Source organism: Pseudomonas sp. SJZ080, assembly GCF_007828295.1.
GTDB lineage: Bacteria > Pseudomonadota > Gammaproteobacteria > Pseudomonadales > Pseudomonadaceae > Aquipseudomonas > Aquipseudomonas migulae_A.
Genome location: NZ_VIUK01000024.1, coordinates 51,829 through 75,223 on the forward strand (window position 1 = coordinate 51,829; position 23,395 = coordinate 75,223).

The following is a 23,395-nucleotide window of genomic DNA, read 5'->3' on the forward strand; positions in this document are numbered from 1 at the left end:
GTCCTGCCCGATGAAACTGGCGATGAAGTTGCGTACTCGGCTTTTTCTGAGTATTTCCGCTCTGATCACCGTAGCGCTGCTTGGGCTGTTGCTCGGGCTGATCAGTGTGATGCAGATGGCTGGAACCCAGGAAGCCTTGGTGCGCAACGACTTCGCCACTCTGGATCTGGGCCTGAAATTGCGCCAGGCCTTGGGCGACCAGTTGATTCTGATGATGAGCGACAAACCCGACCCGGCGGCATTCGAAGCGTCCAAGCAGCATTATGTTCAGCTGTTGGATGAAGGCATCGCCCGTGATCAGGGCAGCGAGGGGCGCAAGTACGGATTCTTGCAAGCCAAAAACGATTACCTGAGCTTTCTTCAGGCGCTGGCCCTGTCGAGTGATCCGTCCCATGTGTTGAGTGGCAACGAAGCGCTTACCGAAAAATTCAATGTGCTGCGCAACGGTCTGATCACCGAGCACAAGCGCGCGCTGGACAGCATCAATGAAACGCAACGCCAGGCCCGGGATCGGGCGCTGCTGATTGCCGGCCTGCTTGGGTTGGTGGGGCTGGCAGTGTTGATCATAGGTTTCGTAACCGCCCATGCGATCGCTCGACGTTTCGGTGAGCCGATCGAAGCCCTGGCTCAGGCCGCTGATCACATCGGCCAGGGCAACTTCGAGGTGACCCTGCCGATTTCTTCGGCGGTGGAAATGAATCAGCTGACCAAGCGCTTCGGGATCATGGCCGAGGCGCTGCGTCAGCACCAAGCCACCAATATCGACGAATTGCTCGCGGGCCAGCAGCGTCTGCAGGCGGTACTCGACAGCATTGACGACGGTCTGTTGATGATCGACCGCGATGGTCATCTGGAACACCTCAACCCGGTGGCGCAGCGCCAGTTGGGTTGGGATACCGACCGTCTCGGCCAAGGGTTGGGCTCGGCGCTCGAACGCCCCGAGCTGGATCAACAGCTGCAACTGGTACTGCGCGGAGGCACGCTGGAGCGCGCACCGGAAGACCTGAGTATCGAGGTCGATGGTGAATCGCGCTTGCTCACTTACAGCCTGACGCCGGTCAGTCATACCCAGGGCCACATCCTGGGAGCGGTGATGGTGCTGCATGACGTCACCGAGCAGCGGGCGTTCGAACGGGTGCGCAGCGAATTTGTATTGCGCGCCTCCCATGAGCTGCGTACGCCGGTCACCGGGATGCACATGGCGTTCGGCCTGTTCCGCGAGCGCGCGCATTTCCCCGAGGACTCGCGAGAGGCCGACCTGCTCGACACCGTGAATGAAGAAATGCAGCGCTTGATGCAGTTGATCAACGACCTGCTGAATTTCTCGCGCTACCAGAACGGCTTGCAGAAACTTTCCCTGGCGCCGTGCTCCATCGAGGAGCTGCTGGAGCAGGCCCGTTCGAGGTTTGCCGATACCGCGCAAGAGAAGGGCATCGATTTGCTGGTCGAAGTGCAGGGGCCATTGCCGTGGTTGCAGGCCGATCAGCCACAACTCGACCGGGTGCTCGATAACCTCATCGACAATGCGTTGCGTCATACCGGCGCTGATGGCCAGATCCGCTTGCAGGCGCGACGCCACGGCGAACGGGTGATTATCAGCGTTGAGGACAATGGCGAAGGTATCGCTTATGGCCAGCAGGGGCGGATCTTCGAACCCTTTGTACAGGTCGGGCGCAAGAAGGGTGGCGCGGGGCTTGGCCTGGCGTTGTGCAAGGAAATCGTGCAGTTGCACGGTGGGCGAATGGGCGTCTATTCGCGGCCGGGGCAGGGCACTCAGTTCTACATGGCGCTGGCGGTTTAACGTGCGCTTACGCTTCGTCATCCAGGCGTCGGCCGGTCAATCGCCGGCCACGTGTAATCAGTTCGATGAACTGAACGGCGCTCAACGCATGGGCGAATAACCAGCCCTGACCGTATTTCACCCCTTCACTGCTCAGAAACGCTGCTTGCGCTTCATGTTCGATGCCCTCGGCAATCACTTTGAGTTGCAGCGCCTGGGCCATGTGAATGATGTGCGGCGCCACACCGCTGCTGGCGGCGTCATGCCCCAGCGCATCGATAAACGCCTTGTCGATTTTCAGGCAATCCACTGGCAGGGTTTGCAGATAGGCGAGGCTGCAATAGCCAGTGCCAAAGTCATCGATCAACACCTGATGCCCGACGTCGCGCAAGGCTTGCAGGTTTTCCCGGGCCACCACCACATCGATCAGACCGCGCTCGGTCACTTCAAAGGCAATCTGTTTGGCCGCCACACGGTGCAGGATCAACAGGCGCGCCATCACCTGACCGATACGCGGCACCATGACGTCGCAGGCTGCCAGATTGACCGAGATGTACAGTTGCGGATTGGCCCGCAACAAATGCCCAAGCTGCTCCAGCAAGCGTTGCAGGACGAAGTCGGTCATCTGGCGGATCTGGCCCGTGTTCTCCGCCATGGGAATGAACAGGTCGGGACTGGTCAGGGTGCCATCCGGGCGGCGCCAGCGCAGCAAGGCTTCAGCCCCGACACAGTTGCGGCTGTCGAGATCGAAGATGGGCTGGTACAACACCTGCAACTCGCCTCGCCGTATCGCGCCAGCCAATTCGGCGTCCAGCGACTGTCGCTGCCGCACCAGCAGAAACACCATGAAGCCCACGACGACTCCCAGCGCCAGGCTGGCCGGCACCAGCCACCACCAGGCGGCGGGTACATTCACGCCGGTGCGCGGGGTGATCAGCACCAATTGGTATTCAGGGCTTTTGGTCGGCATCAGATAAATCAAGCGAGTCGGGGTGACTTGCAAGACATCACTGCCTTTGGGTGGCCAAGGCTTGGTCGGTGGCCAGGCTTGCGGGGAGCCCAGCACCGGAATCGCGCGGGTACCGTGGTCGAGTATCACCAAAAGACTGCTGCCCGGCGACAGGTCGACCATGTCGGTCAAATGTCCGCGAGAGGTCGCGACACGGAAATTGCCACGCCCGAGCATGAGCGCGGCCCGGTTTTCATCCGGTTCGGTGGTGGTGTTCAGCCAATAACTGTAAGTGGGGTCTTTGATGTCCGGTGGTCGTGCCAGTGACGTTCCGTCCTGGCGCGGACGGTTAGAGCAGATCTTCGAGGCATCCATATAGACGGCCTCGTAAACGAAGCGGTAATTGAAGGTGACCTGCTGCAAAGTGGCGATCATGTCTTTGTCGCAGGTTCGCAGCGGTTGGGCCTCCAGATCATCGAGTCCTTCGCGCAGCTGCCCGAACAACTGCTCCAGGCGCGCAAGAAATCGCTCACCCTGCGCGTTCATTTCCTGGCTTTCGTTCTGCTCGATCTGATGCATTGCCACGAACAGGCTGAGCGCCAATAGCAATACGCTGCTCAGGGCAGCAGCCAGCATCGCCAAAAACCATGGGCGATAGAACCAGCTACGAAGCGTCTCTCGAGCAGCGGTCATGTGGGAATATCCGAAGAATTACCAATGAGTTATAGCTGCTGATTGAGAAAAAGCCCGGACCGTCGGGCGGGCGTCATTATTTTGTCTGATTCAATACTTGAAGAAGAGCGGCCGTTTGCGCGTCTGGCATACCGTCGAAGAGGGATGGCCGGAAATGCATCTGAAAAGCTGCAATCACGTGACGTGTCGCAACATCCAGCTCACCGGTTTGCGGCGTGGCATAGCCCAGGCGAGCCAGTTGTCCCTGAAACCAGCTGATGCTCGGCAGTTCAGCGTTGAACTGCACCTGTTGGCGCGCCACTGCCTGTTCGTTCGGCCAGACGCCAAGACCTTCGGCCGCCAACCGTTTCCAGGGGAAAGCGGGCCCCGGATCCAGCTTGCGCAGCGGTGCGATGTCGCTATGGCCGATGATACTGCGCGGACTGATGGCGTAACGTTTGCTGATGTCCTTGAGCAACACGATCAACGACTGGACCTGGGCTTCGCTGTAGGGGTACCAGTAACGCCCTCCGGTCGGGGTTGCCTTGAATCCTGGGTTGACGATTTCGATGCCGATGGAGCTTGAGTTCAACCAGGTCCGACCCTGCCATTCACTTTCTCCGGCGTGCCATGCCCGCAGGTTTTCATCCATCAACTTATAGATGGTGGCGTTTTTATCATCGCCGATCAGGTAGTGGCTGCTGACCTCGCCGTGGGTCAGCAGTTGCAGCGAGCGTTCCAGCGATGCGGAGGTGTAATGAACCACCACGAACTGAATGCGGCTGTCGTGATTGGCTGAAGGATGGCTGGTGTCGAACCGGGGGCCACTGGCACAGCCGGCCAATAGAAGCGACACGAAGAGAGCAAGATATTTCATGGCAAAGGACAGTACACGCAAGACAGTAATGCAACAGTGTAACGTAATGCCTTGCGTGACGACGGCTAGCGGGACCATTTAAACAAAATGGAACAATTGACTCTCAGCCGAATTCCATCCGATTGCGGCCTGCATGTTTGGCGCGGTACAACGCCTGATCGGCTCTTTTGAGCACCATATCGCTGTGCTCTCCGGGTTTGAACGCCGTCATCCCCATCGAAACGGTAATGGTCACTGGCTCCCCCTTGAAATGAAATGGGCAGGCTTCGATGGATGCGCGCAGGTTTTCCAACAGTTTTGCCCCCGCCGCTGGCACCGTGCCCGGCATCAACAGCACAAACTCTTCACCGCCAAACCGCGCGATGAAATCGGTGCCGCGCAGGCGTTTGCGCAACACGCTGGCGATGATTTTCAGCACCTTGTCGCCCGCCAGGTGACCATAGTTGTCGTTAATGCGTTTGAAATGATCGAGGTCGAGCATGGCCAGCAACAGGTTGTTGCCGTGTTGCTGCCACTGGCTGATTTCGTGATCGAGCCGTTCGCTCCAGGCCGCCCGGTTGGGCAGCCCGGTCAGCGGGTCGACCAAGGCTTTCTGGCGCTGCTCTTCAAGGTGCTCGCGATAGCCTTGGGCTTCCTGCTCCATGTGCGCCACGCGTTCGGCCAGGCTTTTGAGGCGTGCCGCCACTTCCTGCTCGCGCTCGTCGCGCTGCTTCTGGTGCTGATCCATGGTCCCCAGCAGGCCTTCGAGGTGGTTCTCCAGGACGTGCTTGAGATCGTCGAGGTTCGCCGCCTCCTGCATGCTGCTCTGCAGGCCGTCTACCTGCTCGCGGATCTGCGAGTCCATTTCGCGTGCGGCAGAGTGGTTGTCGGCATGACCTTCGCTGGCGGCCTGCAGGTTGCTTTGGAATGACTCGAGGCGCTCGTTGAGTTGCTGCAGATAAACTTCGAATTCATGCTGGCCGCTGTCGTTGATCGCCAGCATCAATGTAGCCAGATCGTCGAGAATCGGCAGCAACTCGTACCAGTTCAAGCCGTTTTGCAGGCGATCGCGCATCGCTTCGGCTTGTGGCCGATGGCGCTCGGGCAGCGAAAGGTCGTCCAGCAGACCCAGAAGCGTGTCTTCGATGTGCTTGGCGACGGAGCTGTAGGACGGTTCTGGCGAGTCGGGCAGGGCGTAGAGAATATCGTGTTCAGATTGTTCCGGATCGATGGCGGCCAATGCGCTGTCGAGAATTACCGTCGGGGTCAACTCGTCTGGATTGGTCGCCAGTTGAGTCTCGACAACCGTAGACATGGCGGCCGGGGAGGCGACGGGTGTCGGTGGCTCTGGTTGTTCACTTTCCGGCTGGACAGGAGCCTCCGGCGTTCGCAGGGGCTCATGGACTGGCGGCACGAATGCCACGACTTCAGCGATTGGCGTCGTCTCAGCGGGTGCTTCGATCACCTCTGGATCGGGCTCGGCAGGATGATCGGAGGGCGGCGTCACGCGTGGCTCGTCGGCAACTGGCGCGGGATCGACGATCGCTCGCGGCAGTTCGGGAGGTGCCGCAGCAATCTCTTCGACAGGCGGCGGGGTGGGCGCTTGCGCCTCCGGGGGGGCCACCTGCTGTATCGCATCTTCCGTTTCACGATTACCAAACAAGCGCTGCAACAAGCCCGGACGACCGGGTTCCGCCGGGTTCTCCAGCTGATTCAAGGCTTTACCTTGCAGGCCGCTCAGCTCGCTGAGCAGCAACGGGATCTCTCGTGCCTGGCCGACGCGTCCGTCCAGTGTTTTGGCAAAGTTCTTGAGTGGGCGGCTCACTTCACGGGGTAGCGGCAATGTCTGCAGTTGCGCCACCAGCGCGGTCAGTGCGGCGCTGGTCTGATTGACTCGGGTTTCGCGACGCTGTTCAGAGTCGAGTACCGCTTTTTCCAGGCGCGGAAGCAGTGCCGCCAGACCGGCGTCCATGTCATTGGTGCGGATGACTTCGCGCATTTCTTTCATGCATTGGTCAACTGCGCGGTCGGTGCCCTCGGCCGCCAGCGTGCTGCGCACCAGGCCGCGCCGCAGCAGGTCGAGCCGGGCGTCCCAGCGACGCTCGAGCTTTTCCTGTTGTTCGATGCTTTTGAGGTATTTCTCTTTCCAGCGTTGTGTTTCGTCGCTCATTCATGGGTTCCGCGAGGGGCAGGACTCAACGCGGGCAATGCATCGGCCGTGAGCGAACCCGGCAGACGAATCTCTACCGCGACCGGCAGGTGATCGGAAATGGGTTGTGCCAGCACTTCGACCTTTTCCAGCGTCAGGGTCGGGCTCAGCAGAATGTGGTCCAGGCAACGCTGCGGGCGCCAGCTGGGGAAGGTCGCTTCCAGTTGCGGTGCCAGCAGGCCGAGGTCGCGCAACGGAGAATTTTGCAGCAGGTCACTGGCGTGGGTGTTCATGTCGCCCATCAGCACTTGATGCTTGTATCCGCCAATCAGCTCGCGGATGTAAGCCAGTTGCATGCTCCGGGCACGGGCGCCCAGGGCCAGGTGCATCATGACCACCACCAGCGCTTCCGGGCCTTCACCAAAACGCACCAGGATTGCCCCGCGACCCTTGGGCCCCGGCAGCGGATGATCTTCAATCGCCCACGGGCGCAGGCGGCTGAGCACGCCATTGCTGTGCTGGCCGAGACGGCCGAGATTGCGATTGAGTTGTTGATACCAGTAGGGGAAAGCGCCGAGTTGCGCCAGGTGTTCGACTTGGTTGACGTAGCCGGATCTCAGGCTGCCGCCATCGGCTTCCTGCAGGGCAACCAGATCGAAGTCGCCCAACAGATTGCCGATCTTTTGCAGATTGTCAGCACGCCCGGTATGCGGCAACAAATGTTGCCAGCCCCGGGTCAGGTAGTGCCGATACCGCTCGGTACTGATGCCGACCTGGATATTGAAACTGAGCAAGCGCAGACGGCTGTCTGCGGGCAGGCCCGTCGACTCCAGGTGATGTTCGTTGACCCGCGGATCATGCAGGCCAACGATGCGTTCAGTACCCCAGCGGCGCATGGCAGGCCCCGCGCTTAGTTGGCAGCAGCCTTGTTAGCCGCTCGCTCTTTGTCGACCAATTTGTCGGCCAGTTGCAGGGCTTGCTCGGCGCCACCGGCAGAACCCACGTCAAAGCGATACTTGCCGTTGACGATCATGGTTGGCACGCCGGAGATTTCATATTTCTTGGCCAGTTCTTTGGCTTTGACGATCTGGCCTTTAACGGCGAAGGAGTCAAAGGTCGCCAGGAACTTGTCCTTGTCTACGCCTTGAGTCGCCAGGAAGTCGGCCATATCGTTTTTATCGGTCAGCTTTTTGTGTTCTTTCTGAATCGCGTTGAACACCGCAGCGTGAACCTTGCTCTCGACGCCCATGGCTTCGAGGGTCAGGAACATTTGGCCGTGTGCGTCCCATGGGCCGCCGAACATGGCTGGAATACGAACGAAGTTCACGTCGGAAGGCAGCTTCTCGACCCAAGGATTGATCACCGGCTCGAAAGCGTAGCAATGCGGGCAGCCGTACCAGAACAGCTCAACGACTTCGATCTTGCCAGGCACAGCGACCGGAACCGGATTGCTCAGTTCGACATAAGGGGCGGCGGGTGCTTCGGCGGCTTGGGCAGTCATGCCGAACAGGCTGGCAGCGACGAGTGCGGCGCTGATGATCAGATTACGCATGCTTTACTCCTGGACAATTTGGGTCGCCTCGCGCGACCTGTTTTCAGACAGGCCATGGCGGGCTTGAGTTCTGTAGTGTAACGGCAGCAGGCACAAAAAAGGGCGGCCTGAGCCACCCTTTTTATACTTGCTGCGACGGATTAATAGAGCGTTAACGTTGCAGGAGATGTACGTCCCGTTCGACGCTCGATTCGCCAGTCTTAGTGCAGGCCCTGAATGTAGCTGGACACCGCTGCGATATCTTCGTCGCTCAGGCGTTTGGCAATGGTCTGCATGGTTTTGGTGTCGCCGTCGTTGGTACGGCCGCCTTCTTCCTTGCGGAAGTCGGTCAGTTGCTTGGCAACGTATTGAGCGTGCTGGCCACCCAGGTGCGGGAAGCCGGCAGCCGCGTTGCCTGCGCCGTTTGGCGAGTGGCAGCCGGTGCAGGCTGGCAGGCCTTTGGCAAGGTCGCCACCACGGAACAGTGCTTCACCGCGAGCCACGACTTTGGGGTCGGCGGCGCCAACGCTGCCTTTCTGGCTGGCGAAGTAGGCGGCGATATCGGCCAGGTCCTGATCGCTCAGGTTGGTCAGCAGGCCGGTCATTTCGAGTACCGTACGTTTACCGGACTTGATGTCGTGCAGCTGCTTGTTCAGATAACGCTCGCCCTGACCTGCCAGTTTCGGAAAGTTAGGCGCCATGCTGTTGCCATCCGGGCCATGACAGGCGCCACATACTGCGGCTTTCGCCTGACCAGCAGTTGCATCACCTGCAGCATGGGCTATGCCGGAGATCCCCACGGTCAACAGCAGACTCACGATCAATTTGTTCATCAGCTAATCCAACTACGGCTAAGGGTTAAAGAGTTATGGACCGGGATCACTCGCTCATCCACTGGATGATGGCTCGGTAATCCTCGGCACTGCAGTCCATGCACAAACCACGCGGCGGCATCGCCTTGAAACCCTGGGTCACGTGTTGCACCAGCGTCTCCATACCTTTCGCCAACCTCGGCGTCCAAGCTTCCTGATCGCCCTTTCTGGGCGCCATGGGTAGTTGGCCGGAATGACAGGCACCACAAACACGGTTGTACACAGCTTCCGGATCCTGTGTAGCCTGAGCGCTGTAAAGCGGCATCAAGACACCGGCAGCTAGCAGCCATTTCGTCATAAAACGACCTTTTCAGGGTTGAGAGCGTTCTGCGTTCTAGTGCGCAATCAAGGTCAATCGCTCTCGTGAACTTCATCCTACGCTGGGACAAAGCGCACACAAAATCTGCGGCATTATATACTGGCGTCACTGAAACGGAAACGACACCGCTTGCCGCGTCCATTCCCGGCGCCGCCCACATCGGAAATCCCATGCAACTCAAGAACCCCATCCTCGGCCTGTGCCAACAGTCCACCTTCATGCTCAGCGCTGCCAAAGTCGACCAATGCCCCGACGACGAAGGCTTTGAAGTGGCCTTCGCCGGGCGTTCCAACGCCGGTAAATCCAGCGCGTTGAACACTCTGACGCATGCCAGCCTGGCGCGGACCTCGAAAACACCGGGTCGCACGCAACTCTTGAACTTCTTCAAGCTAGACGATGATCGTCGTCTGGTCGACCTGCCGGGCTACGGTTACGCGAAAGTGCCGATCCCGTTGAAGCTGCACTGGCAGCGTCACCTCGAAGCTTATCTGGGTGGTCGCGAGAGTTTGAAAGGTCTGATTCTGATGATGGACATCCGTCATCCAATGACCGATTTCGACCTGTTGATGCTTGATTGGGCCGTCGCCAGCGGCATGCCGATGCACATTCTGCTGACCAAAGCGGACAAGCTGACTTACGGCGCTGCGAAAAACGTGCTGCTCAAGGTTCAGTCGGACATCCGCAAAGGCTGGGGTGATGCGATCAGCATCCAGCTGTTTTCGGCGCCAAAACGCATGGGCCTGGAAGACGCCTACACTGTATTGGCCGGCTGGATGGAACTGGCGGACAAAGGCTCGGAACTCGCGGAGTAAGCTCATTTACAAAAAACGCGGGCAAAAAAAACCCCGGACTTCTTATGGGGAGGGGGAAGTTCCGGGGTTCAAGTTCCGGACCGCTAGGGCGGGGTCCAGATTATCTGCCAACACTTAACACAACATAGGAGCATCGAAGGGCTTCACCAGCCATTCAGTTACTCTGAGTGGCAGTTCACAGGTTTAGTTCCGGCGCTTCAAAAACCATTTGAAATAAGTCGAATCGCTAACTGAAATAAGCGCTCTTCGCCCCCTCTGCCGCGGCACTATGCCGCACCAAAATCCCTGTGGGAGCGAGCTTGCACGCTCCCACAGAAGACGGGTTAGTGAGCCTCATCCCAGTTATTGCCTACGCCAACTTCGACCAGTAGCGGCACATCAAGCTTCGCGGCGTCAGCCATGTGGGCGCGAATCTCCTCGCGAACCTGATCGACCAGGTCTTCCCGCACCTCAAGCACCAATTCATCGTGCACCTGCAGGATGACTTTGGCGTCCAGACCCGACGAGGTCAGCCAGTTATCCACAGCCACCATGGCTTTCTTGATGATGTCCGCCGCAGTGCCTTGCATCGGTGCGTTGATCGCCGTGCGTTCGGCGCCTTTGCGCAGGGCTGGGTTTTTTGCATTGATTTCCGGCAGGTACAGGCGGCGACCGAAGAGGGTCTCGACAAAACCTTGCTCGGCCGCCTGGGCGCGGGTGCGCTCCATGTAGTCCAGGACGCCTGGATAGCGGGCGAAATAGCGGTCGATGTACGCCTGCGACTGTTTGCGATCGACGCCGATCTGCTTGGCCAGGCCAAACGCGCTCATGCCATAGATCAATCCGAAGTTGATCGCTTTGGCGCTACGACGCTGATCAGTGGTGACCTCTGCCAGATCGACGCCGAATACTTCGGCGGCAGTGGCTTTGTGCACGTCCAGGTCATTGCGGAAGGCGTGCAGCAAACCTTCGTCCTTGGCCAGGTGGGCCATGATGCGCAGCTCGATTTGCGAGTAGTCCGCGGCCAGCAGCTTGTAGCCTTTTGGCGCAATGAACGCCTGACGAATCCGCCGCCCTTCGGCGGTGCGGATCGGGATGTTCTGCAGGTTCGGATCACTGGACGACAAACGCCCGGTCGCCGCGACAGCCTGGTGATAAGAGGTGTGAATTCGCCCGGTGCGCGGGTTGATCTGCTCCGGCAGACGATCGGTGTAGGTGCTTTTCAGCTTGCTCATCGAGCGGTACTGCATCAGCACTTTGGGCAGCGGGTAGTCCTGCTCGGCCAGTTCCGCCAGCACGGCTTCGGCGGTGGACGCCTGGCCCTTGGCGGTTTTGCTGAGGATCGGCAGGCCAAGTTTTTCGTACAGGATCACGCCCAATTGCTTCGGCGAACCCAGGTTGAATTCTTCGCCGGCGATGGCAAACGCCTCACGCTCCAGTGCGACCATCTTGTCACCCAGCTCAACGCTTTGAATGCCCAGCAGGTTGGCATCGACCAACGCGCCCTGGCGTTCGATTCGCGCGAGTACCGGCACCAATGGCATTTCAATTTCGCTCAGGACTTTGCTCAAGCTAGGGATGGCATTGAGCTTTTCGTGCAAGGCCTGATGCAGGCGCAGCGTTACGTCGGCGTCTTCAGCGGCGTAAGGCCCGGCCAGTTCCAGGGAGATCTGGTCAAAAGTCAGCTGTTTGGCACCTTTGCCGGCAATGTCCTGAAAGCTGGTGGTGGTGTGATTCAGGTACTTCAGCGCCAGGCTGTCCATGTCGTGGCGGGTCGCGGTGGAATCCAGCACGTAGGATTCGAGCATGGTGTCGAACGCGATGCCTCGCACGGTGATGCCGCAGCTCTGGTCGCCACCGATGGCGCAGTTGGCCAGGATGTTCATGTCGAACTTGGCGTGCTGGCCGACCTTGAGTTTGTTCGGGTCTTCCAGGATCGGTTTCAGTGCGCGCAGCACGGTGTCGCGATCGAGCTGATCCGGCACGCCCATGTAGGAATGGGTCAGCGGAATGTAGGCCGCTTCGTTGGCCTGTACAGCGAACGACAGACCGACCAGTTGCGCCTGCTGCGCATCGATGCCGGTGGTTTCGGTATCAAAGGCGATCAGCGTGGCGTCGTTGAGCTTCTTCAGCCACAGGTCGAAATCGGCCTGAGTGAGGATCGTCGTGTACTTGAGTTCAGTCTCGACGGCGGCTTCTTCAATCACCGGCGCACTGACTTCCTGGCCGGAACGCTTGGCGTCGCGCTGGTTTTCTTCGAACCAGCTCTTGAATTCCAGCAGCGTGTAGAGCTCGGCCAGTTTGTCGTGATCCGGCGTGCCCATTTGCAGGTCGTCGAGGCCGATATCCAGCGGCACGTCGATCTTGATCGTCGCCAGTTGGTAGGAGAGGAAGGCCATTTCCTTGTGCTCTTCAAGTTTGGCCGGCAGGGTTTTCGCGCCGCGAATCGGCAGGGTCGGAACGATGTCGAGCTGCGCATAGAGCTCGGTCAGGCCGCCGTTTACGCCGACCAACAGGCCGGAAGCGGTCTTGGGACCGATGCCCGGAACGCCAGGGATGTTGTCGGAAGAATCGCCCATCAGCGCCAGATAATCGATGATCTGCTCGGGAGCGACGCCGAATTTCTCCTTCACGCCTTCCACGTCCAGCGCGCTACCGGTCATGGTATTGACCAAGGTAATGTGGCCGTCGACCAGTTGCGCCATGTCCTTGTCGCCGGTGGAGATAATCACCGGACGGTCGGCCGCCGCGCTGCTGCGGGCCAGGGTACCGATCACGTCATCGGCCTCCACGCCTTCGACGCACAGCAGCGGGAAGCCCAGCGCCATCACGCTCTGGTGCAGTGGCTCGATCTGTACGCGCATGTCGTCGGGCATGCTCGGACGGTTGGCCTTGTACTCGGCGAACATTTCGTCACGGAATGTCCCGCCCTTGGCATCGAACACCACGGCGAACGGACTGTCCGGGTACTGCTTGCGCAGACTCTTGAGCATGTTCAACACGCCTTTGACCGCTCCGGTCGGCAGACCTTTGGAAGTGGTCAGCGGTGGCAGGGCGTGAAAGGCGCGGTACAGGTAAGAAGAACCGTCCACCAGGACGAGGGGGGCTTGGCTCATGAGCAGGATCAACCTTTTCGGCGGGTCCGGCGCTAGAATAGCGGGACCGTTGACGACAAAGGGACAAGGTTATCATGCGCACACTAAATCGCCTGTTGCTGGCTGGCTTGTTTGCAATCACACCATTGGCCGTGATGGCCGCAGATGACGCACCCTCGGCAGACCCGGATGTCACGATCCGCACGGAAGGCGATAAAACTATCCAGGAATATCGGCAAAATGGCTTTTTGTATGCCATCAAGGTCACCCCAAAGGGCGGCAAGCCGTACTTTCTGGTGCGCGCGGATGGATCGGACGGTAACTTCATTCGCTCGGATCAGCCGGATATGCTGATCCCGGCATGGAAAATCTTCGAATGGTAAGCCGTTCCTAACTTAAATCGGCGCCGGCAGAGTGGCGGCGCCCGTACTGGCAGTTAAAACATGTCTGTGTTCACCCCGCTGGCTCGGCCCGAGCTGGAAACCTTTCTCGCCCCATACGGGCTCGGCCGCCTGCTTGATTTCCAGGGGATTGCCGCCGGTAGCGAAAACACCAATTTCTTTATCAGCCTGGAGCAGGGCGAGTTTGTACTGACCCTGGTTGAGCGTGGTCCGGTTCAGGAGATGCCGTTCTTCATCGAACTGCTGGATGTGCTGCATGAAGCCGACCTGCCGGTGCCTTACGCCTTGCGCACCACCGATGGCGTTGCCTTGCGCGAGCTGGCGGGCAAGCCTGCGCTGTTGCAGCCGCGTCTGGCCGGCAAGCACATCAAGATCGCCAACGCACAGCATTGTGCCCAAGTGGGCGAGTTGCTCGCGCACCTGCATCTGGCAACCCAGGCCAACATGATCAAGCGCAAGACCGATCGTGGGCTGGACTGGATGCTGGAAGAGGGCACGCAGCTGTTGTCGCACCTGAATGCAGAGCAGAGCGATTTGCTGCAACGGGCGCTGGATGAAATCACTCAACAGAAAGAAAAAATCCTGGCGTTGCCACGGGCCAACATCCACGCGGACCTGTTTCGCGACAACGCGATGTTCGAAGGCACGCACCTGACGGGATTGATCGACTTTTACAATGCTTGCTCGGGGCCAATGCTCTACGACGTGGCGATTGCCTTGAACGATTGGTGTTCGGACGACGACGGGTTGATTGACGGACCGCGGGCGCGGGCGTTGCTGGGCGCGTATGCAGCGTTGCGGCCATTCACGGCGGCCGAGGCTGAGTTGTGGCCGACCATGTTGCGTGTGGCGTGTGTGCGGTTCTGGTTGTCGCGGTTGATTGCCGCAGAGTCTTTCGCCGGGCAAGACGTGTTGATTCACGACCCGATGGAATTTCAGCAGCGGTTGGTGCAGCGGCAGAAGGTCAGTACACCCCTACCGTTCGCCCTTTAAAGTCAAAAGATCGCAGCCTTCGGCAGCTCCTACACCGATCTACGTAGGCGCTGCCGAAGGCTGCGATCTTTTTTATGGGACTACAACGACTCCAGACACCCCGCCAAATCATTCCCCAACTTCTCCAGCACCTGCTCATACCCCTGAGCAGTCGCCGGCGTGTACCCGCCCAACGCATCCAGTTCCGCCAGTTTCACAGGCAACCCCGCCACCAGCGTTTCCGCCAGCCGCGGACGCAACGGCGGTTCGCTGAACACACAGGTCTTGCCCACTTCCTGCAACCGCGTACGCATTGCCGATACATGCTGGGCACCTGGCTGAACTTCGGCGGCGACGCTGAATACGCCAGCGTGCTTCAGACCATAAGCCTCTTCGAAGTAGTCGAACGCCTCATGGAACACAAAGTACGGTTTGCCCGCGATGCCTGCCAGTCGAGCCTTCAAGCGCAGGTCCAGCGCATCCAGGCGCTCATCGAACGCTTTGAGGTTGCTTTGATAACGCGCCGCATTGGCCGGATCGACGGCACCCAGATCTGCGGCCATTTTTGTCGCGATCACCCGAGCGTTGACCGGTGATAACCACAAATGCGCATCCAGGCTGCCCGGACGGTGATCGTGATCATGTTCGTCGGCTTCTTCGGCGTGGGAGTGACTGTCTTCGGCGAAGCGACGCAATTTCAGCCCCGGCAGATCCTGCACGGCAACGCTCGGCAGCGTGCGACCGTTCAGCACGCGAGGCAGGAAACCTTCCATGTCCGGACCGATCCAGTAAAGCAGATCCACCGATTGCACCTTCCGTACGTCGGAAGGGCGCAGGGCATAGTTATGCGGGGAAGCGCCGGGCGGAAGCAGCACTTCCGGGATTGCCACACCGTCCTGCACCGCAGCGGCAATCAGCTGCAGCGGCTTGATGCTGGTGAGGACTTTGACTTCTGCGTGAGCAGAACCGATCAACAGAAAACTGGCGACAAATGCGACAAAGGTAGAAAAAAGTCGGGACACGATGACCACTCGAAGAGGCGAGAACGGGTAACATAATAACGTCTCTCACAAAACTCGTCGCCGCTCATGCCTAAAACACCGATTGCCAGCCGTCCCCACGACCACTCTCATTGCGTTCACAGCGCACTGTCTGAGGCCGATGCCCTGTGCGCGCGTCAAGGCCTGCGCCTGACTGCCTTGCGCCGGCGGGTGCTGGAACTGGTGTGGCAAAGCCACAAGCCGCTGGGTGCCTATGACATTCTTGCCGTGCTCAGCGAGCAGGATGGTCGCCGTGCTGCGCCGCCGACCGTGTACCGCGCACTGGATTTCCTGCTGGAAAACGGCCTGGTGCACCGCATCTCCTCGCTGAACGCCTTCGTCGGTTGCAATCATCCGGAACATGCTCACCAGGGCCAGTTCCTGATCTGCCGCGAGTGCCACGCCGCCATCGAGCTTGAGCAGAAGTCCATCAGCGACGCGATCATCGGCAGCGCCAGGGACGTCGGATTCGTCGTCGAAAGCCAGACTGTCGAAGTGGTCGGCATCTGTTCGGGTTGCCAGGGGGCTTGATGAGCAACGCGTTGATCCGCCTTGAGCAGGTTGCCGTCACCTTTGCCGGGCAAAACGTGCTGGATAACATCGAGCTGAGCGTCGAACCCGGGCAGATCGTCACGCTGATCGGTCCCAACGGTGCCGGCAAAACCACCCTTGTGCGGGCGGTGCTCGGCCTGTTGAAGCCGGACAGCGGCAGCGTGTGGCGCAAGCCGAAACTGCGGGTCGGTTACATGCCGCAAAAACTTCATGTCGATCCGACGCTCCCGCTGTCGGTGCTGCGCTTCTTGCGGCTGGTGCCCGGTGTGGATCGCACTCGCGCGTTGGCGGCCCTCAAGGAAGTGGGCGCCGAACAGGTGATCGACAGCCCGGTGCAAAGCGTTTCCGGTGGTGAAATGCAGCGCGTGCTGCTGGCCCGGGCGCTGTTGCGCGAGCCAGAATTGCTGGTGCTTGATGAGCCGGTGCAAGGCGTCGACGTAGCGGGGCAGGCCGAGCTGTACAGCCTGATCACTCGCCTGCGTGACCGTCACGGCTGCGGCGTGCTGATGGTTTCCCACGATTTGCATCTGGTCATGAGCACCACCGATCAAGTGGTCTGCCTCAACCGTCACGTCTGCTGTTCCGGTCACCCCGAGCAGGTCAGCGGCGATCCTGCTTTCGTCGAGTTGTTCGGAAAGAACGCACAAAGCCTGGCGATTTATCACCACCATCACGACCACGCCCATGATCTGCATGGTTCGGTGGTCACCACGGCCCCGACGGCCCAACCTCACGTTCATGGAGATAGCTGCAAGCATGGCTGATTTTCTGCTCTACGCCCTGCTTGCAGGCCTGGCCCTGGCGCTGGTGGCGGGGCCGTTGGGATCTTTCGTGGTCTGGCGGCGCATGGCGTATTTCGGCGACACCCTGTCCCACGCGGCCTTGCTCGGCGTGGCGTTGGGCTTTCTGCTGGATGTCAGCCCGACAGTGGCGGTCACCGTAGGCTGCCTGTTATTGGCGGTGTTGCTGGTGACCTTGCAACAGCGTCAGCCGCTGGCATCCGACACGCTTTTGGGAATTCTCGCACCGAGCACGCTCTCTTTAGGCCTTGTCGTACTAAGCTTCATGCACGAAGTGCGGATCGACCTGATGGCCTATCTGTTCGGCGATTTGCTGGCGATCAGTCCGACCGATCTGGCCTGGATTCTCGGCGGCAGCGCAGCTGTCATGGCCTTGCTGGTGACATTGTGGCGGCCATTGCTGGCAATCACGGTGCATGAAGAGCTTGCCAGGGTGGAAGGTTTGCCGGTGCCGGCGCTGCGTCTGACCCTGATGCTGCTGATCGCCGTTGTGATCGCCGTGGCGATGAAAATCGTCGGTGTGTTGTTGATTACGTCGCTGCTGATCATCCCGGCGGCTGCGGCACAACGTCACGCCCGGTCGCCGGAACAGATGGCACTGGGCGCGAGCCTGCTGGGCATGCTCGCGGTGTGTGGCGGGTTGGCATTGTCCTGGTTCAAGGACACCCCGGCAGGCCCGTCGATCGTGGTGGCGGCCGCCGCGCTGTTTCTGCTGAGTTTTGTCCTGCCCCGTCGAGGGGTGTAGACTTGCTCGTTTTTTGCGCAAATAGAGAGTCGCAGGAATGAAGCTGTTAGCCTCCCGTTATCTGCTCCTTGTTGCATTTTCGCTGCTACTGGGCGCATGTCAAAGCACGCCACCGGCGGCCACCGAGGCCACTGATGCGCGAGCCTTGGCCATCGCACAGCTCGAGCAAAGCCTCGCCAGCAGCGAGCTGGCCACTGCTGAAGATCAACTGGCTGCCTTGCAGGCCGGGTCGCCAAACGACCCTTCCCTTGTGCAGTACCAACGACAACTCGCCGAAGCCTATCTGCAACGCAGCCAGATCGTGCTGCAAAAAGGCGATGTGAATGCTGCTGCCACTGCCCTGAGCCGTGCGCGGGCACTGATGCCCAAGGCTCCGGCGCTGACCGGTGGGGTCAATAACGCTATCGTCAATGCGCGCAAGGCTGAGCTCGATAGAGCTGAAGCGGCGCTGTTGGCGGCCGAGGCCAAACCCCAGGCGAAAGTGATTGATCCGACCGCTGAGAGCACTACCGTCGCATTGAACCTCGCCGATATGAGCAAACTTCGTCGGCAACTGGATGCGATCGCGGCTGATGTGGTGAATTACAAGTGCGACGTGAGCATTCAGGCGCCGCGTACGCAGGATTATCCGTGGTTGGCTACGTTGTTGACCAAACGGGTAAAGAAGCTGGATTCGGGGTTTGATCTGAATCTGCAGAAGCAGATTCTGCGCAATGTTCCGGCGCAGATGGTCTTGAGTCCGCGTAAACCCTAAAAGCATCGCGAGCAAGCTCGCTCCCACAGGTCCAGTGTCGTTCACATAGTTGGCGAACGACACAAATCCTGTGGGAGCGGGCTTGCCCGCGAAGGCGCCCTACCTAGCAATACAGTGCCTTAAGCCGGAATCGCCTTGGCCTTAGGCTCCCGTTCCCACACCCGATGCTGCCCGATCGCCGCAAAAAACGCCTTGATCAACTTCGCGTCCGTCCCCACGATCAACCCCGCATCAGCCTCCAGCTTCAACACATCCAGCAATTGCTTCGCCTCGCCTTGCAACGCGATCGCCTTCAAGTGCTTGAACGCCTCCAGCACGTAATGCAGCGCCACGCCATCACCGCTCAACGCTTTGATGGATGTCGCGCCACCCGGCACAAAGACCGCATCGAAAGCGATGGATGGCATGCCTTCCATGGAGGCATCCACCGGCAGCATCTTGCCATCGGCGGTTGTCACCGGGGCGGACGTCGGGCCGAGCAGTTTGGCGTGGGCGCCTTCTGCTTTCAGCGCTTTTTTCATGGCATCGATTGCAGCGCCATCGACCCCGTTGGCTGCCAGAATCGCGACTTTTCGGGTTTTTATATCGCCCGGCAACAAATTGGCCTGGCTCAGGGCTGGTGAACGTTCCAGGGAGATTTTCGGCACATCGACCGTCCCGGCCTTCGGTGCCGGCAAGCCGAGGTTCTGCGCCACACGTTTGGCCAGTTCCAGGTCGATGTTGGCGAGGATCTCATTCACTTCGCGCGCACGGATAAACGCTCGCTCAACCTTGCCCAGCTCAAAGCTGTAGGCCGAGATGATGTGTTCCTGCTCGTGTTTGCTCATGCTGTGAAAGAACAGCCGCGCCTGCGAGAAGTGATCGCTGAACGACTCGCTGCGCTGGCGGATCTTGTTGGCGTCGATGCGCTCTGGATAGGTCTCGAAGCCGCCATCCTGTGCGGCGGGCGGCGTTTCTTTGGGCCAGCCGCCGTCGATGGAATTCGGTTCGTAGGACGCGCGCCCCTTGTCGATCGTGGTGCGGTGCATCGCATCCCGCTGGCCATTATGGAAGGGGGCCACCGGACGGTTGATCGGGATCTCGTGAAAATTCGGTCCACCGAGTCGGCTGATTTGCGTATCGGTGTAGGAAAACAACCGACCTTGCAGCAACGGATCGTTGGAAAAATCGATGCCCGGCACGATATGCCCCGGACAGAAAGCGACCTGCTCGGTTTCGGCGAAGAAGTTGTCCGGGTTGCGGTTGAGCACCATCTTGCCCAGCGGCGTGATGGGCACGATTTCCTCGGGAATGATTTTGGTCGGGTCGAGAATGTCGAAGTCGAAGGAATGTTCGTTTTCCTCTTCGACGACCTGTACGCCCAATTCCCACTCTGGGTAATCGCCCATCTCGATCGATTCCCAGAGATCGCGGCGGTGGTAGTCGGTGTCTTTACCGGCGAGTTTCTGGGCTTCATCCCAGACCAGCGAGCACGTCCCGGCGGCAGGGCGCCAATGGAATTTGACGAAGCGCGATTTGCCCTCGGCGTTAATCAGACGGAATGTATGCACGCCGAAACCCTGCATGCTGCGCAAGCTTTTCGGGATCGCCCGGTCGGACATTGCCCACATCACCATGTGCGCTGATTCCGGAACCAGCGAGACAAAGTCCCAGAAGGTGTCGTGCGCCGAACCGCCCGTAGGTATCTCGTTATGTGGCTCGGGTTTTACCGCGTGAACGAAGTCAGGAAACTTGATCGCATCCTGTATGAAAAACACTGGCATGTTGTTGCCCACCAAGTCGAAGTTGCCTTCGTCGGTGAAGAACTTCACGGCGAAACCGCGTACGTCGCGCACGGTATCGCCCGACCCGCGCGGGCCTTGGACCGTGGAAAATCGTACGAAGACCGGAGTTTTCTTGCCCGGGTCCTGTAAGAAACCGGCCTTGGTCAGCACGGAATGGTTTTCATAGGTCTGGAAAAAACCATGAGCGCCAGTGCCCCGGGCATGGACGATGCGCTCCGGGATGCGCTCATGGTCAAAATGCGTGATCTTTTCACGCATGATGAAATCTTCCAGCAACGACGGGCCGCGGGCGCCGACCTTCAATGTGTTCTGGTTGTCCGAAACCTTCACGCCCTGGTTGGTGCGCAGGGCCTGTTCGGTGGCGTCGGAGCGAAATTTTTCGAGGCTGTCGAGCTTGGCATTGGTATTGCCGCGGTCCAGTGTGTCGGTCCCGGCCAGGGCGCTTTTGGGTGCGGCAGGCTTTTTAGTACTCATCAGTCGTTAACTCCTCGTAGCGATTCCTGCCGTAGTCAGGATTCTTATGCATTCCCCAGGCACGGCACCGGGGGGCGTTTTCGAGTTGCCTTATTAGTGACTGATGGGCTTTTTAGCCGTTCCTTTTTTATGACCTTTGATCGTGTTATTGCCAAATGAAAGGTTGAATGCGGAATAAATGCTAATAACCTCTATACGGACAGGCTAAAATGCGCGCCCGGCTAACCGCTGATCCTTTTCTAACGCGCCCCACAAGGTTCGCTACGTGATCGAGTTTCAAAACGTCCACAAAACCTACCGCGTCGCCGGTAAGGATATTCCCGCCCTGCACCCGACCAGTCTGACGATTGAGAACGGCCAGGTCTTCGGCCTGATCGGTCATTCCGGTGCGGGAAAAAGTACCCTGCTGCGTCTGATCAATCGCCTGGAGAACTCCAGTGGCGGCAAGATCATCGTCGACGGCGAAGAAGTCACGGCGCTCGACGCCAACAGCCTGCGACGCTTCCGGCAGCAGGTCGGGATGATTTTCCAGCACTTCAACCTGCTGGCGTCCAAGACCGTTGCCGACAACGTCGCGTTGCCGCTGACCCTTGCGGGCGAACTGTCGCGCAGTGAGATCGACCAGCGTGTGGCCGAGTTGCTGGCGCGGGTGGGCTTGTCCGACCACGCCAAAAAATACCCGGCGCAGTTGTCCGGCGGCCAAAAGCAGCGTGTCGGCATTGCCCGCGCGCTGGCGACCAAGCCGAAAATCCTGTTGTGCGATGAAGCCACCAGCGCCCTGGACCCGCAGACCACGGCGTCGGTCCTGCAGCTGCTGGCCGAGATCAACCGCGAGCTGAAGCTGACCATCATCCTGATCACCCACGAGATGGATGTGATCCGTCGCGTCTGTGACCAGGTGGCGGTCATGGACGCGGGTGTGATCGTCGAGCAAGGTTCGGTGGCCGAGGTGTTCCTGCATCCAAAGCACCCGACTACCAAGCGTTTCGTGCAGGAAGACGAGCAGATCGACGAAAGCGAACAGCGCGACGATTTTGCTCATGTGCCGGGCCGTATCGTGCGTCTGACCTTCCAGGGCGAAGCGACCTACGCGCCTTTGCTGGGAACCGTCGCTCGGGAAACGGGCGTGGACTACAGCATCCTGGCCGGTCGTATCGACCGCATCAAAGACATCCCCTACGGGCAATTGACCCTGGCGGTCACCGGCGGCGACATGGAGGCGGCGTTTGCCCGCTTCACCGCGGCTGATGTCCACATGGAGGTGCTGCGCTGATGGAAGTCCTGACTGGTTTCTTCGCCAATATCGACTGGTTCGAAATCTGGCTGGCCACTGGCGATACCCTGCTGATGCTCGGCGGTTCGCTGTTGTTCACCGTGCTGCTGGGCCTTCCGCTCGGCGTGCTGTTGTTCCTTTGCAGTCCGCGTCAGTTGCTGGAAGCCAAGGGCATATACGCGATGTTGTCGCTGGTGGTGAACATTCTGCGTTCGCTGCCCTTCATCATTCTGCTGATCGTGATGATTCCGTTCACCGTGTTGATCACCGGCACTTCGCTGGGTGTTGCCGGTGCAATTCCGCCGCTGGTGGTGGGTGCCACGCCGTTCTTCGCGCGACTGGTGGAAACCGCCCTGCGTGAAGTGGATCGCGGCATCATCGAAGCGACACAGGCCATGGGTGCGACGACGCGTCAGATCATCACCAATGCCTTGCTGCCAGAGGCCCGCCCGGGCATCTTTGCGGCGATTACGGTGACAGCTATTACACTTGTGTCCTACACGGCGATGGCCGGTGTGGTGGGCGCAGGTGGTCTGGGTGACCTGGCGATCCGTTTTGGTTACCAGCGTTTCCAGACCGATGTGATGGTCGTCACCGTGGTATTGCTGCTGGTCCTGGTTCAAGTGTTGCAAACCGTTGGCGACAAGCTGGTCGTACACTTCTCGCGTAAATAAGTCATGAGCCGGCCATTCGCTGGCAGGCGCGATGCGCCTCACAAGGAGTTAGCTGAATGAAAAAACTACTCGTCGCGTTTGCTGCTATTGCAGCTTTTTCCGCCCACGCCGACACCCTGACCGTTGCGGCCTCTCCGGTCCCGCATGCAGAAATTCTCGAATTCGTGAAACCGGCCCTGGCCAAGGAAGGCGTGGACCTGAAGGTCAAAGTCTTCACCGACTACATCCAGCCGAACGTGCAAGTAGCCGAGAAACGCCTGGATGCCAACTTCTTCCAGCACCAGCCGTACCTCGATGAGTTCAACAAGGCCAAGGGCACTAACCTGATTTCCGTGGCCGGTGTGCACCTGGAACCGCTGGGCGCTTACTCCAGCAAATACAAAGCGCTGAACGAACTGCCGGGCGGCGCCAACGTGGTGATCCCGAACGACGCCACCAACGGCGGCCGCGCGCTGTTGCTGCTGGCGAAGGCTGGCCTGATCAAGTTGAAGGATTCGAACAATATCCTGTCGACCGTCAAGGACATCACCGAGAACACCAAGGACCTGAAATTCCGCGAACTGGAAGCCGCGACTCTCCCGCGGGTGCTGACCCAGGTCGACCTGGCGCTGATCAACACCAACTACGCGCTGGAAGCCAAGCTTGATCCGGCCAAGGATGCGCTGGTCATCGAAGGCAGCGATTCGCCGTACGTGAACATCCTCGTTGCCCGTCCGGACGACAAGGACAGTGAAGACATGAAGAAGCTGGTTGCCGCGCTGCACAGCCCGGAAGTGAAAGCCTTCATTCTCGAGAAGTACAAAGGCGCGGTGGTGCCGGCGTTCTGATCTGAAGCTGTAACGAAAAATGGGGCGCATTCAATGCGCCCCATTTTTTATGCCTGAAACACAGACCCTGCTGGGGCCGGCTTGC

General features: G+C 59.5%; 21 protein-coding genes. 11 read left to right on the forward strand and 10 right to left on the reverse strand.

Going from position 1 to position 23,395, the window contains the following annotated elements:
• Positions 1-10 precede the first annotated feature (10 nt).
• Entirely contained in the window at positions 11-1,801 is a 1,791-nt protein-coding gene (locus tag FBY04_RS25510; protein ID WP_084317522.1) for an ATP-binding protein, read from the forward strand.
• Positions 1,802-1,808: 7 nt separating this feature from the next.
• On the opposite strand, the gene FBY04_RS25515 is transcribed toward FBY04_RS25510, so the two are convergent.
• From FBY04_RS25515 to FBY04_RS25545, 7 genes are all read right to left on the reverse strand, one after another.
• Positions 1,809-3,422, reverse strand: a complete 1,614-nt coding sequence (locus tag FBY04_RS25515) for an EAL domain-containing protein (RefSeq protein ID WP_084317521.1) — start codon at positions 3,420-3,422, stop codon at positions 1,809-1,811.
• 76 nt (positions 3,423-3,498) lie between these two features.
• Positions 3,499-4,278, reverse strand: a complete 780-nt coding sequence (locus FBY04_RS25520) for an N-acetylmuramoyl-L-alanine amidase (RefSeq protein WP_084317520.1) — start codon at positions 4,276-4,278, stop codon at positions 3,499-3,501.
• Positions 4,279-4,381: 103 nt separating this feature from the next.
• A complete protein-coding gene (locus tag FBY04_RS25525; protein WP_145317835.1) occupies positions 4,382-6,427 on the reverse strand; it encodes a diguanylate cyclase in 2,046 nt (681 codons plus the stop codon).
• Positions 6,424-7,302 carry an endonuclease/exonuclease/phosphatase family protein gene (locus FBY04_RS25530; protein WP_084317518.1) on the reverse strand — a complete coding sequence of 293 codons (879 nt, stop codon included), beginning with the start codon at positions 7,300-7,302 and terminating at the stop codon, positions 6,424-6,426. Before FBY04_RS25530 ends, FBY04_RS25525 begins: the two co-directional genes overlap by 4 nt.
• Before the next feature lie 14 nt (positions 7,303-7,316).
• Positions 7,317-7,958, reverse strand: a complete 642-nt coding sequence (locus FBY04_RS25535) for a thiol:disulfide interchange protein DsbA/DsbL (protein ID WP_084317517.1) — start codon at positions 7,956-7,958, stop codon at positions 7,317-7,319.
• Between the two features lie 200 nt (positions 7,959-8,158).
• A complete protein-coding gene (locus FBY04_RS25540; protein ID WP_084317516.1) occupies positions 8,159-8,770 on the reverse strand; it encodes a cytochrome c4 in 612 nt (203 codons plus the stop codon).
• A gap of 46 nt (positions 8,771-8,816) precedes the next feature.
• Positions 8,817-9,107, reverse strand: coding sequence for a cytochrome c5 family protein (locus tag FBY04_RS25545; RefSeq protein WP_003196231.1), 291 nt, complete (start codon positions 9,105-9,107; stop codon positions 8,817-8,819).
• Positions 9,108-9,298: 191 nt separating this feature from the next.
• Here FBY04_RS25545 and yihA point away from each other — a divergent pair, with 191 nt between their 5' ends.
• Entirely contained in the window at positions 9,299-9,940 is a 642-nt protein-coding gene (yihA, locus tag FBY04_RS25550; protein ID WP_017341758.1) for a ribosome biogenesis GTP-binding protein YihA/YsxC, read from the forward strand.
• A gap of 323 nt (positions 9,941-10,263) precedes the next feature.
• On the opposite strand, the gene polA is transcribed toward yihA, so the two are convergent.
• Positions 10,264-13,035, reverse strand: a complete 2,772-nt coding sequence (gene polA, locus FBY04_RS25555) for a DNA polymerase I (RefSeq protein ID WP_145317838.1) — start codon at positions 13,033-13,035, stop codon at positions 10,264-10,266.
• Positions 13,036-13,109: 74 nt separating this feature from the next.
• Here polA and FBY04_RS25560 point away from each other — a divergent pair, with 74 nt between their 5' ends.
• Entirely contained in the window at positions 13,110-13,397 is a 288-nt protein-coding gene (locus FBY04_RS25560) for a DUF2782 domain-containing protein (RefSeq protein ID WP_084317514.1), read from the forward strand.
• A gap of 60 nt (positions 13,398-13,457) precedes the next feature.
• Entirely contained in the window at positions 13,458-14,408 is a 951-nt protein-coding gene (locus tag FBY04_RS25565) for a homoserine kinase (RefSeq protein WP_145317841.1), read from the forward strand.
• A gap of 80 nt (positions 14,409-14,488) precedes the next feature.
• On the opposite strand, the gene FBY04_RS25570 is transcribed toward FBY04_RS25565, so the two are convergent.
• Positions 14,489-15,409, reverse strand: a complete 921-nt coding sequence (locus FBY04_RS25570; protein ID WP_084317806.1) for a zinc ABC transporter substrate-binding protein — start codon at positions 15,407-15,409, stop codon at positions 14,489-14,491.
• A 66-nt stretch (positions 15,410-15,475) separates the two neighbouring features.
• Between FBY04_RS25570 and zur the strand changes: the two genes are divergently transcribed.
• From zur to FBY04_RS25590, 4 genes are read left to right on the forward strand one after another with little or no spacing between them, the layout of a single operon-like run.
• Complete coding sequence (gene zur, locus FBY04_RS25575) at positions 15,476-15,958, forward strand: zinc uptake transcriptional repressor Zur (protein WP_145317844.1); 483 nt, start codon at positions 15,476-15,478, stop codon at positions 15,956-15,958.
• Positions 15,958-16,743, forward strand: coding sequence for a zinc ABC transporter ATP-binding protein ZnuC (gene znuC / locus FBY04_RS25580; protein WP_017341764.1), 786 nt, complete (start codon positions 15,958-15,960; stop codon positions 16,741-16,743). The genes zur and znuC overlap by 1 nt, the downstream gene beginning before the upstream one ends.
• Entirely contained in the window at positions 16,736-17,524 is a 789-nt protein-coding gene (gene znuB, locus FBY04_RS25585) for a zinc ABC transporter permease subunit ZnuB (protein ID WP_084317511.1), read from the forward strand. Before znuC ends, znuB begins: the two co-directional genes overlap by 8 nt.
• A gap of 37 nt (positions 17,525-17,561) precedes the next feature.
• Positions 17,562-18,278 (forward strand): PA5502 family lipoprotein, encoded by a 717-nt coding sequence (locus FBY04_RS25590; RefSeq protein WP_145317847.1) that lies wholly within the window; start codon positions 17,562-17,564, stop codon positions 18,276-18,278.
• A gap of 119 nt (positions 18,279-18,397) precedes the next feature.
• Here FBY04_RS25590 and katE read toward each other — a convergent pair whose 3' ends face one another.
• Positions 18,398-20,536 (reverse strand): catalase HPII, encoded by a 2,139-nt coding sequence (gene katE, locus FBY04_RS25595; RefSeq protein ID WP_145317850.1) that lies wholly within the window; start codon positions 20,534-20,536, stop codon positions 18,398-18,400.
• Positions 20,537-20,801: 265 nt separating this feature from the next.
• Here katE and FBY04_RS25600 point away from each other — a divergent pair, with 265 nt between their 5' ends.
• From FBY04_RS25600 to FBY04_RS25610, 3 genes are read left to right on the forward strand one after another with little or no spacing between them, the layout of a single operon-like run.
• Complete coding sequence (locus FBY04_RS25600) at positions 20,802-21,809, forward strand: methionine ABC transporter ATP-binding protein (RefSeq protein ID WP_145317854.1); 1,008 nt, start codon at positions 20,802-20,804, stop codon at positions 21,807-21,809.
• Positions 21,809-22,483, forward strand: coding sequence for a methionine ABC transporter permease (locus FBY04_RS25605; protein WP_145317857.1), 675 nt, complete (start codon positions 21,809-21,811; stop codon positions 22,481-22,483). Before FBY04_RS25600 ends, FBY04_RS25605 begins: the two co-directional genes overlap by 1 nt.
• Before the next feature lie 56 nt (positions 22,484-22,539).
• Positions 22,540-23,310 (forward strand): MetQ/NlpA family ABC transporter substrate-binding protein, encoded by a 771-nt coding sequence (locus FBY04_RS25610; RefSeq protein WP_145317860.1) that lies wholly within the window; start codon positions 22,540-22,542, stop codon positions 23,308-23,310.
• Positions 23,311-23,395: the final 85 nt, after the last annotated feature.

Coding starts and splice junctions, on each gene's coding strand:
- FBY04_RS25510 (WP_084317522.1), top strand. CDS start 11: ATGAAACTGGCGATGAAGTTGCGTACTCGGCTTTTTCTGAGTATTTCC.
- FBY04_RS25515 (WP_084317521.1), bottom strand. CDS start 3,422: ATGACCGCTGCTCGAGAGACGCTTCGTAGCTGGTTCTATCGCCCATGG.
- FBY04_RS25520 (WP_084317520.1), bottom strand. CDS start 4,278: ATGAAATATCTTGCTCTCTTCGTGTCGCTTCTATTGGCCGGCTGTGCC.
- FBY04_RS25525 (WP_145317835.1), bottom strand. CDS start 6,427: ATGAGCGACGAAACACAACGCTGGAAAGAGAAATACCTCAAAAGCATC.
- FBY04_RS25530 (WP_084317518.1), bottom strand. CDS start 7,302: ATGCGCCGCTGGGGTACTGAACGCATCGTTGGCCTGCATGATCCGCGG.
- FBY04_RS25535 (WP_084317517.1), bottom strand. CDS start 7,958: ATGCGTAATCTGATCATCAGCGCCGCACTCGTCGCTGCCAGCCTGTTC.
- FBY04_RS25540 (WP_084317516.1), bottom strand. CDS start 8,770: ATGAACAAATTGATCGTGAGTCTGCTGTTGACCGTGGGGATCTCCGGC.
- FBY04_RS25545 (WP_003196231.1), bottom strand. CDS start 9,107: ATGACGAAATGGCTGCTAGCTGCCGGTGTCTTGATGCCGCTTTACAGC.
- yihA (WP_017341758.1), top strand. CDS start 9,299: ATGCAACTCAAGAACCCCATCCTCGGCCTGTGCCAACAGTCCACCTTC.
- polA (WP_145317838.1), bottom strand. CDS start 13,035: ATGAGCCAAGCCCCCCTCGTCCTGGTGGACGGTTCTTCTTACCTGTAC.
- FBY04_RS25560 (WP_084317514.1), top strand. CDS start 13,110: ATGCGCACACTAAATCGCCTGTTGCTGGCTGGCTTGTTTGCAATCACA.
- FBY04_RS25565 (WP_145317841.1), top strand. CDS start 13,458: ATGTCTGTGTTCACCCCGCTGGCTCGGCCCGAGCTGGAAACCTTTCTC.
- zur (WP_145317844.1), top strand. CDS start 15,476: ATGCCTAAAACACCGATTGCCAGCCGTCCCCACGACCACTCTCATTGC.
- znuC (WP_017341764.1), top strand. CDS start 15,958: ATGAGCAACGCGTTGATCCGCCTTGAGCAGGTTGCCGTCACCTTTGCC.
- znuB (WP_084317511.1), top strand. CDS start 16,736: ATGGCTGATTTTCTGCTCTACGCCCTGCTTGCAGGCCTGGCCCTGGCG.
- FBY04_RS25590 (WP_145317847.1), top strand. CDS start 17,562: ATGAAGCTGTTAGCCTCCCGTTATCTGCTCCTTGTTGCATTTTCGCTG.
- katE (WP_145317850.1), bottom strand. CDS start 20,536: ATGAGTACTAAAAAGCCTGCCGCACCCAAAAGCGCCCTGGCCGGGACC.
- FBY04_RS25605 (WP_145317857.1), top strand. CDS start 21,809: ATGGAAGTCCTGACTGGTTTCTTCGCCAATATCGACTGGTTCGAAATC.
- FBY04_RS25610 (WP_145317860.1), top strand. CDS start 22,540: ATGAAAAAACTACTCGTCGCGTTTGCTGCTATTGCAGCTTTTTCCGCC.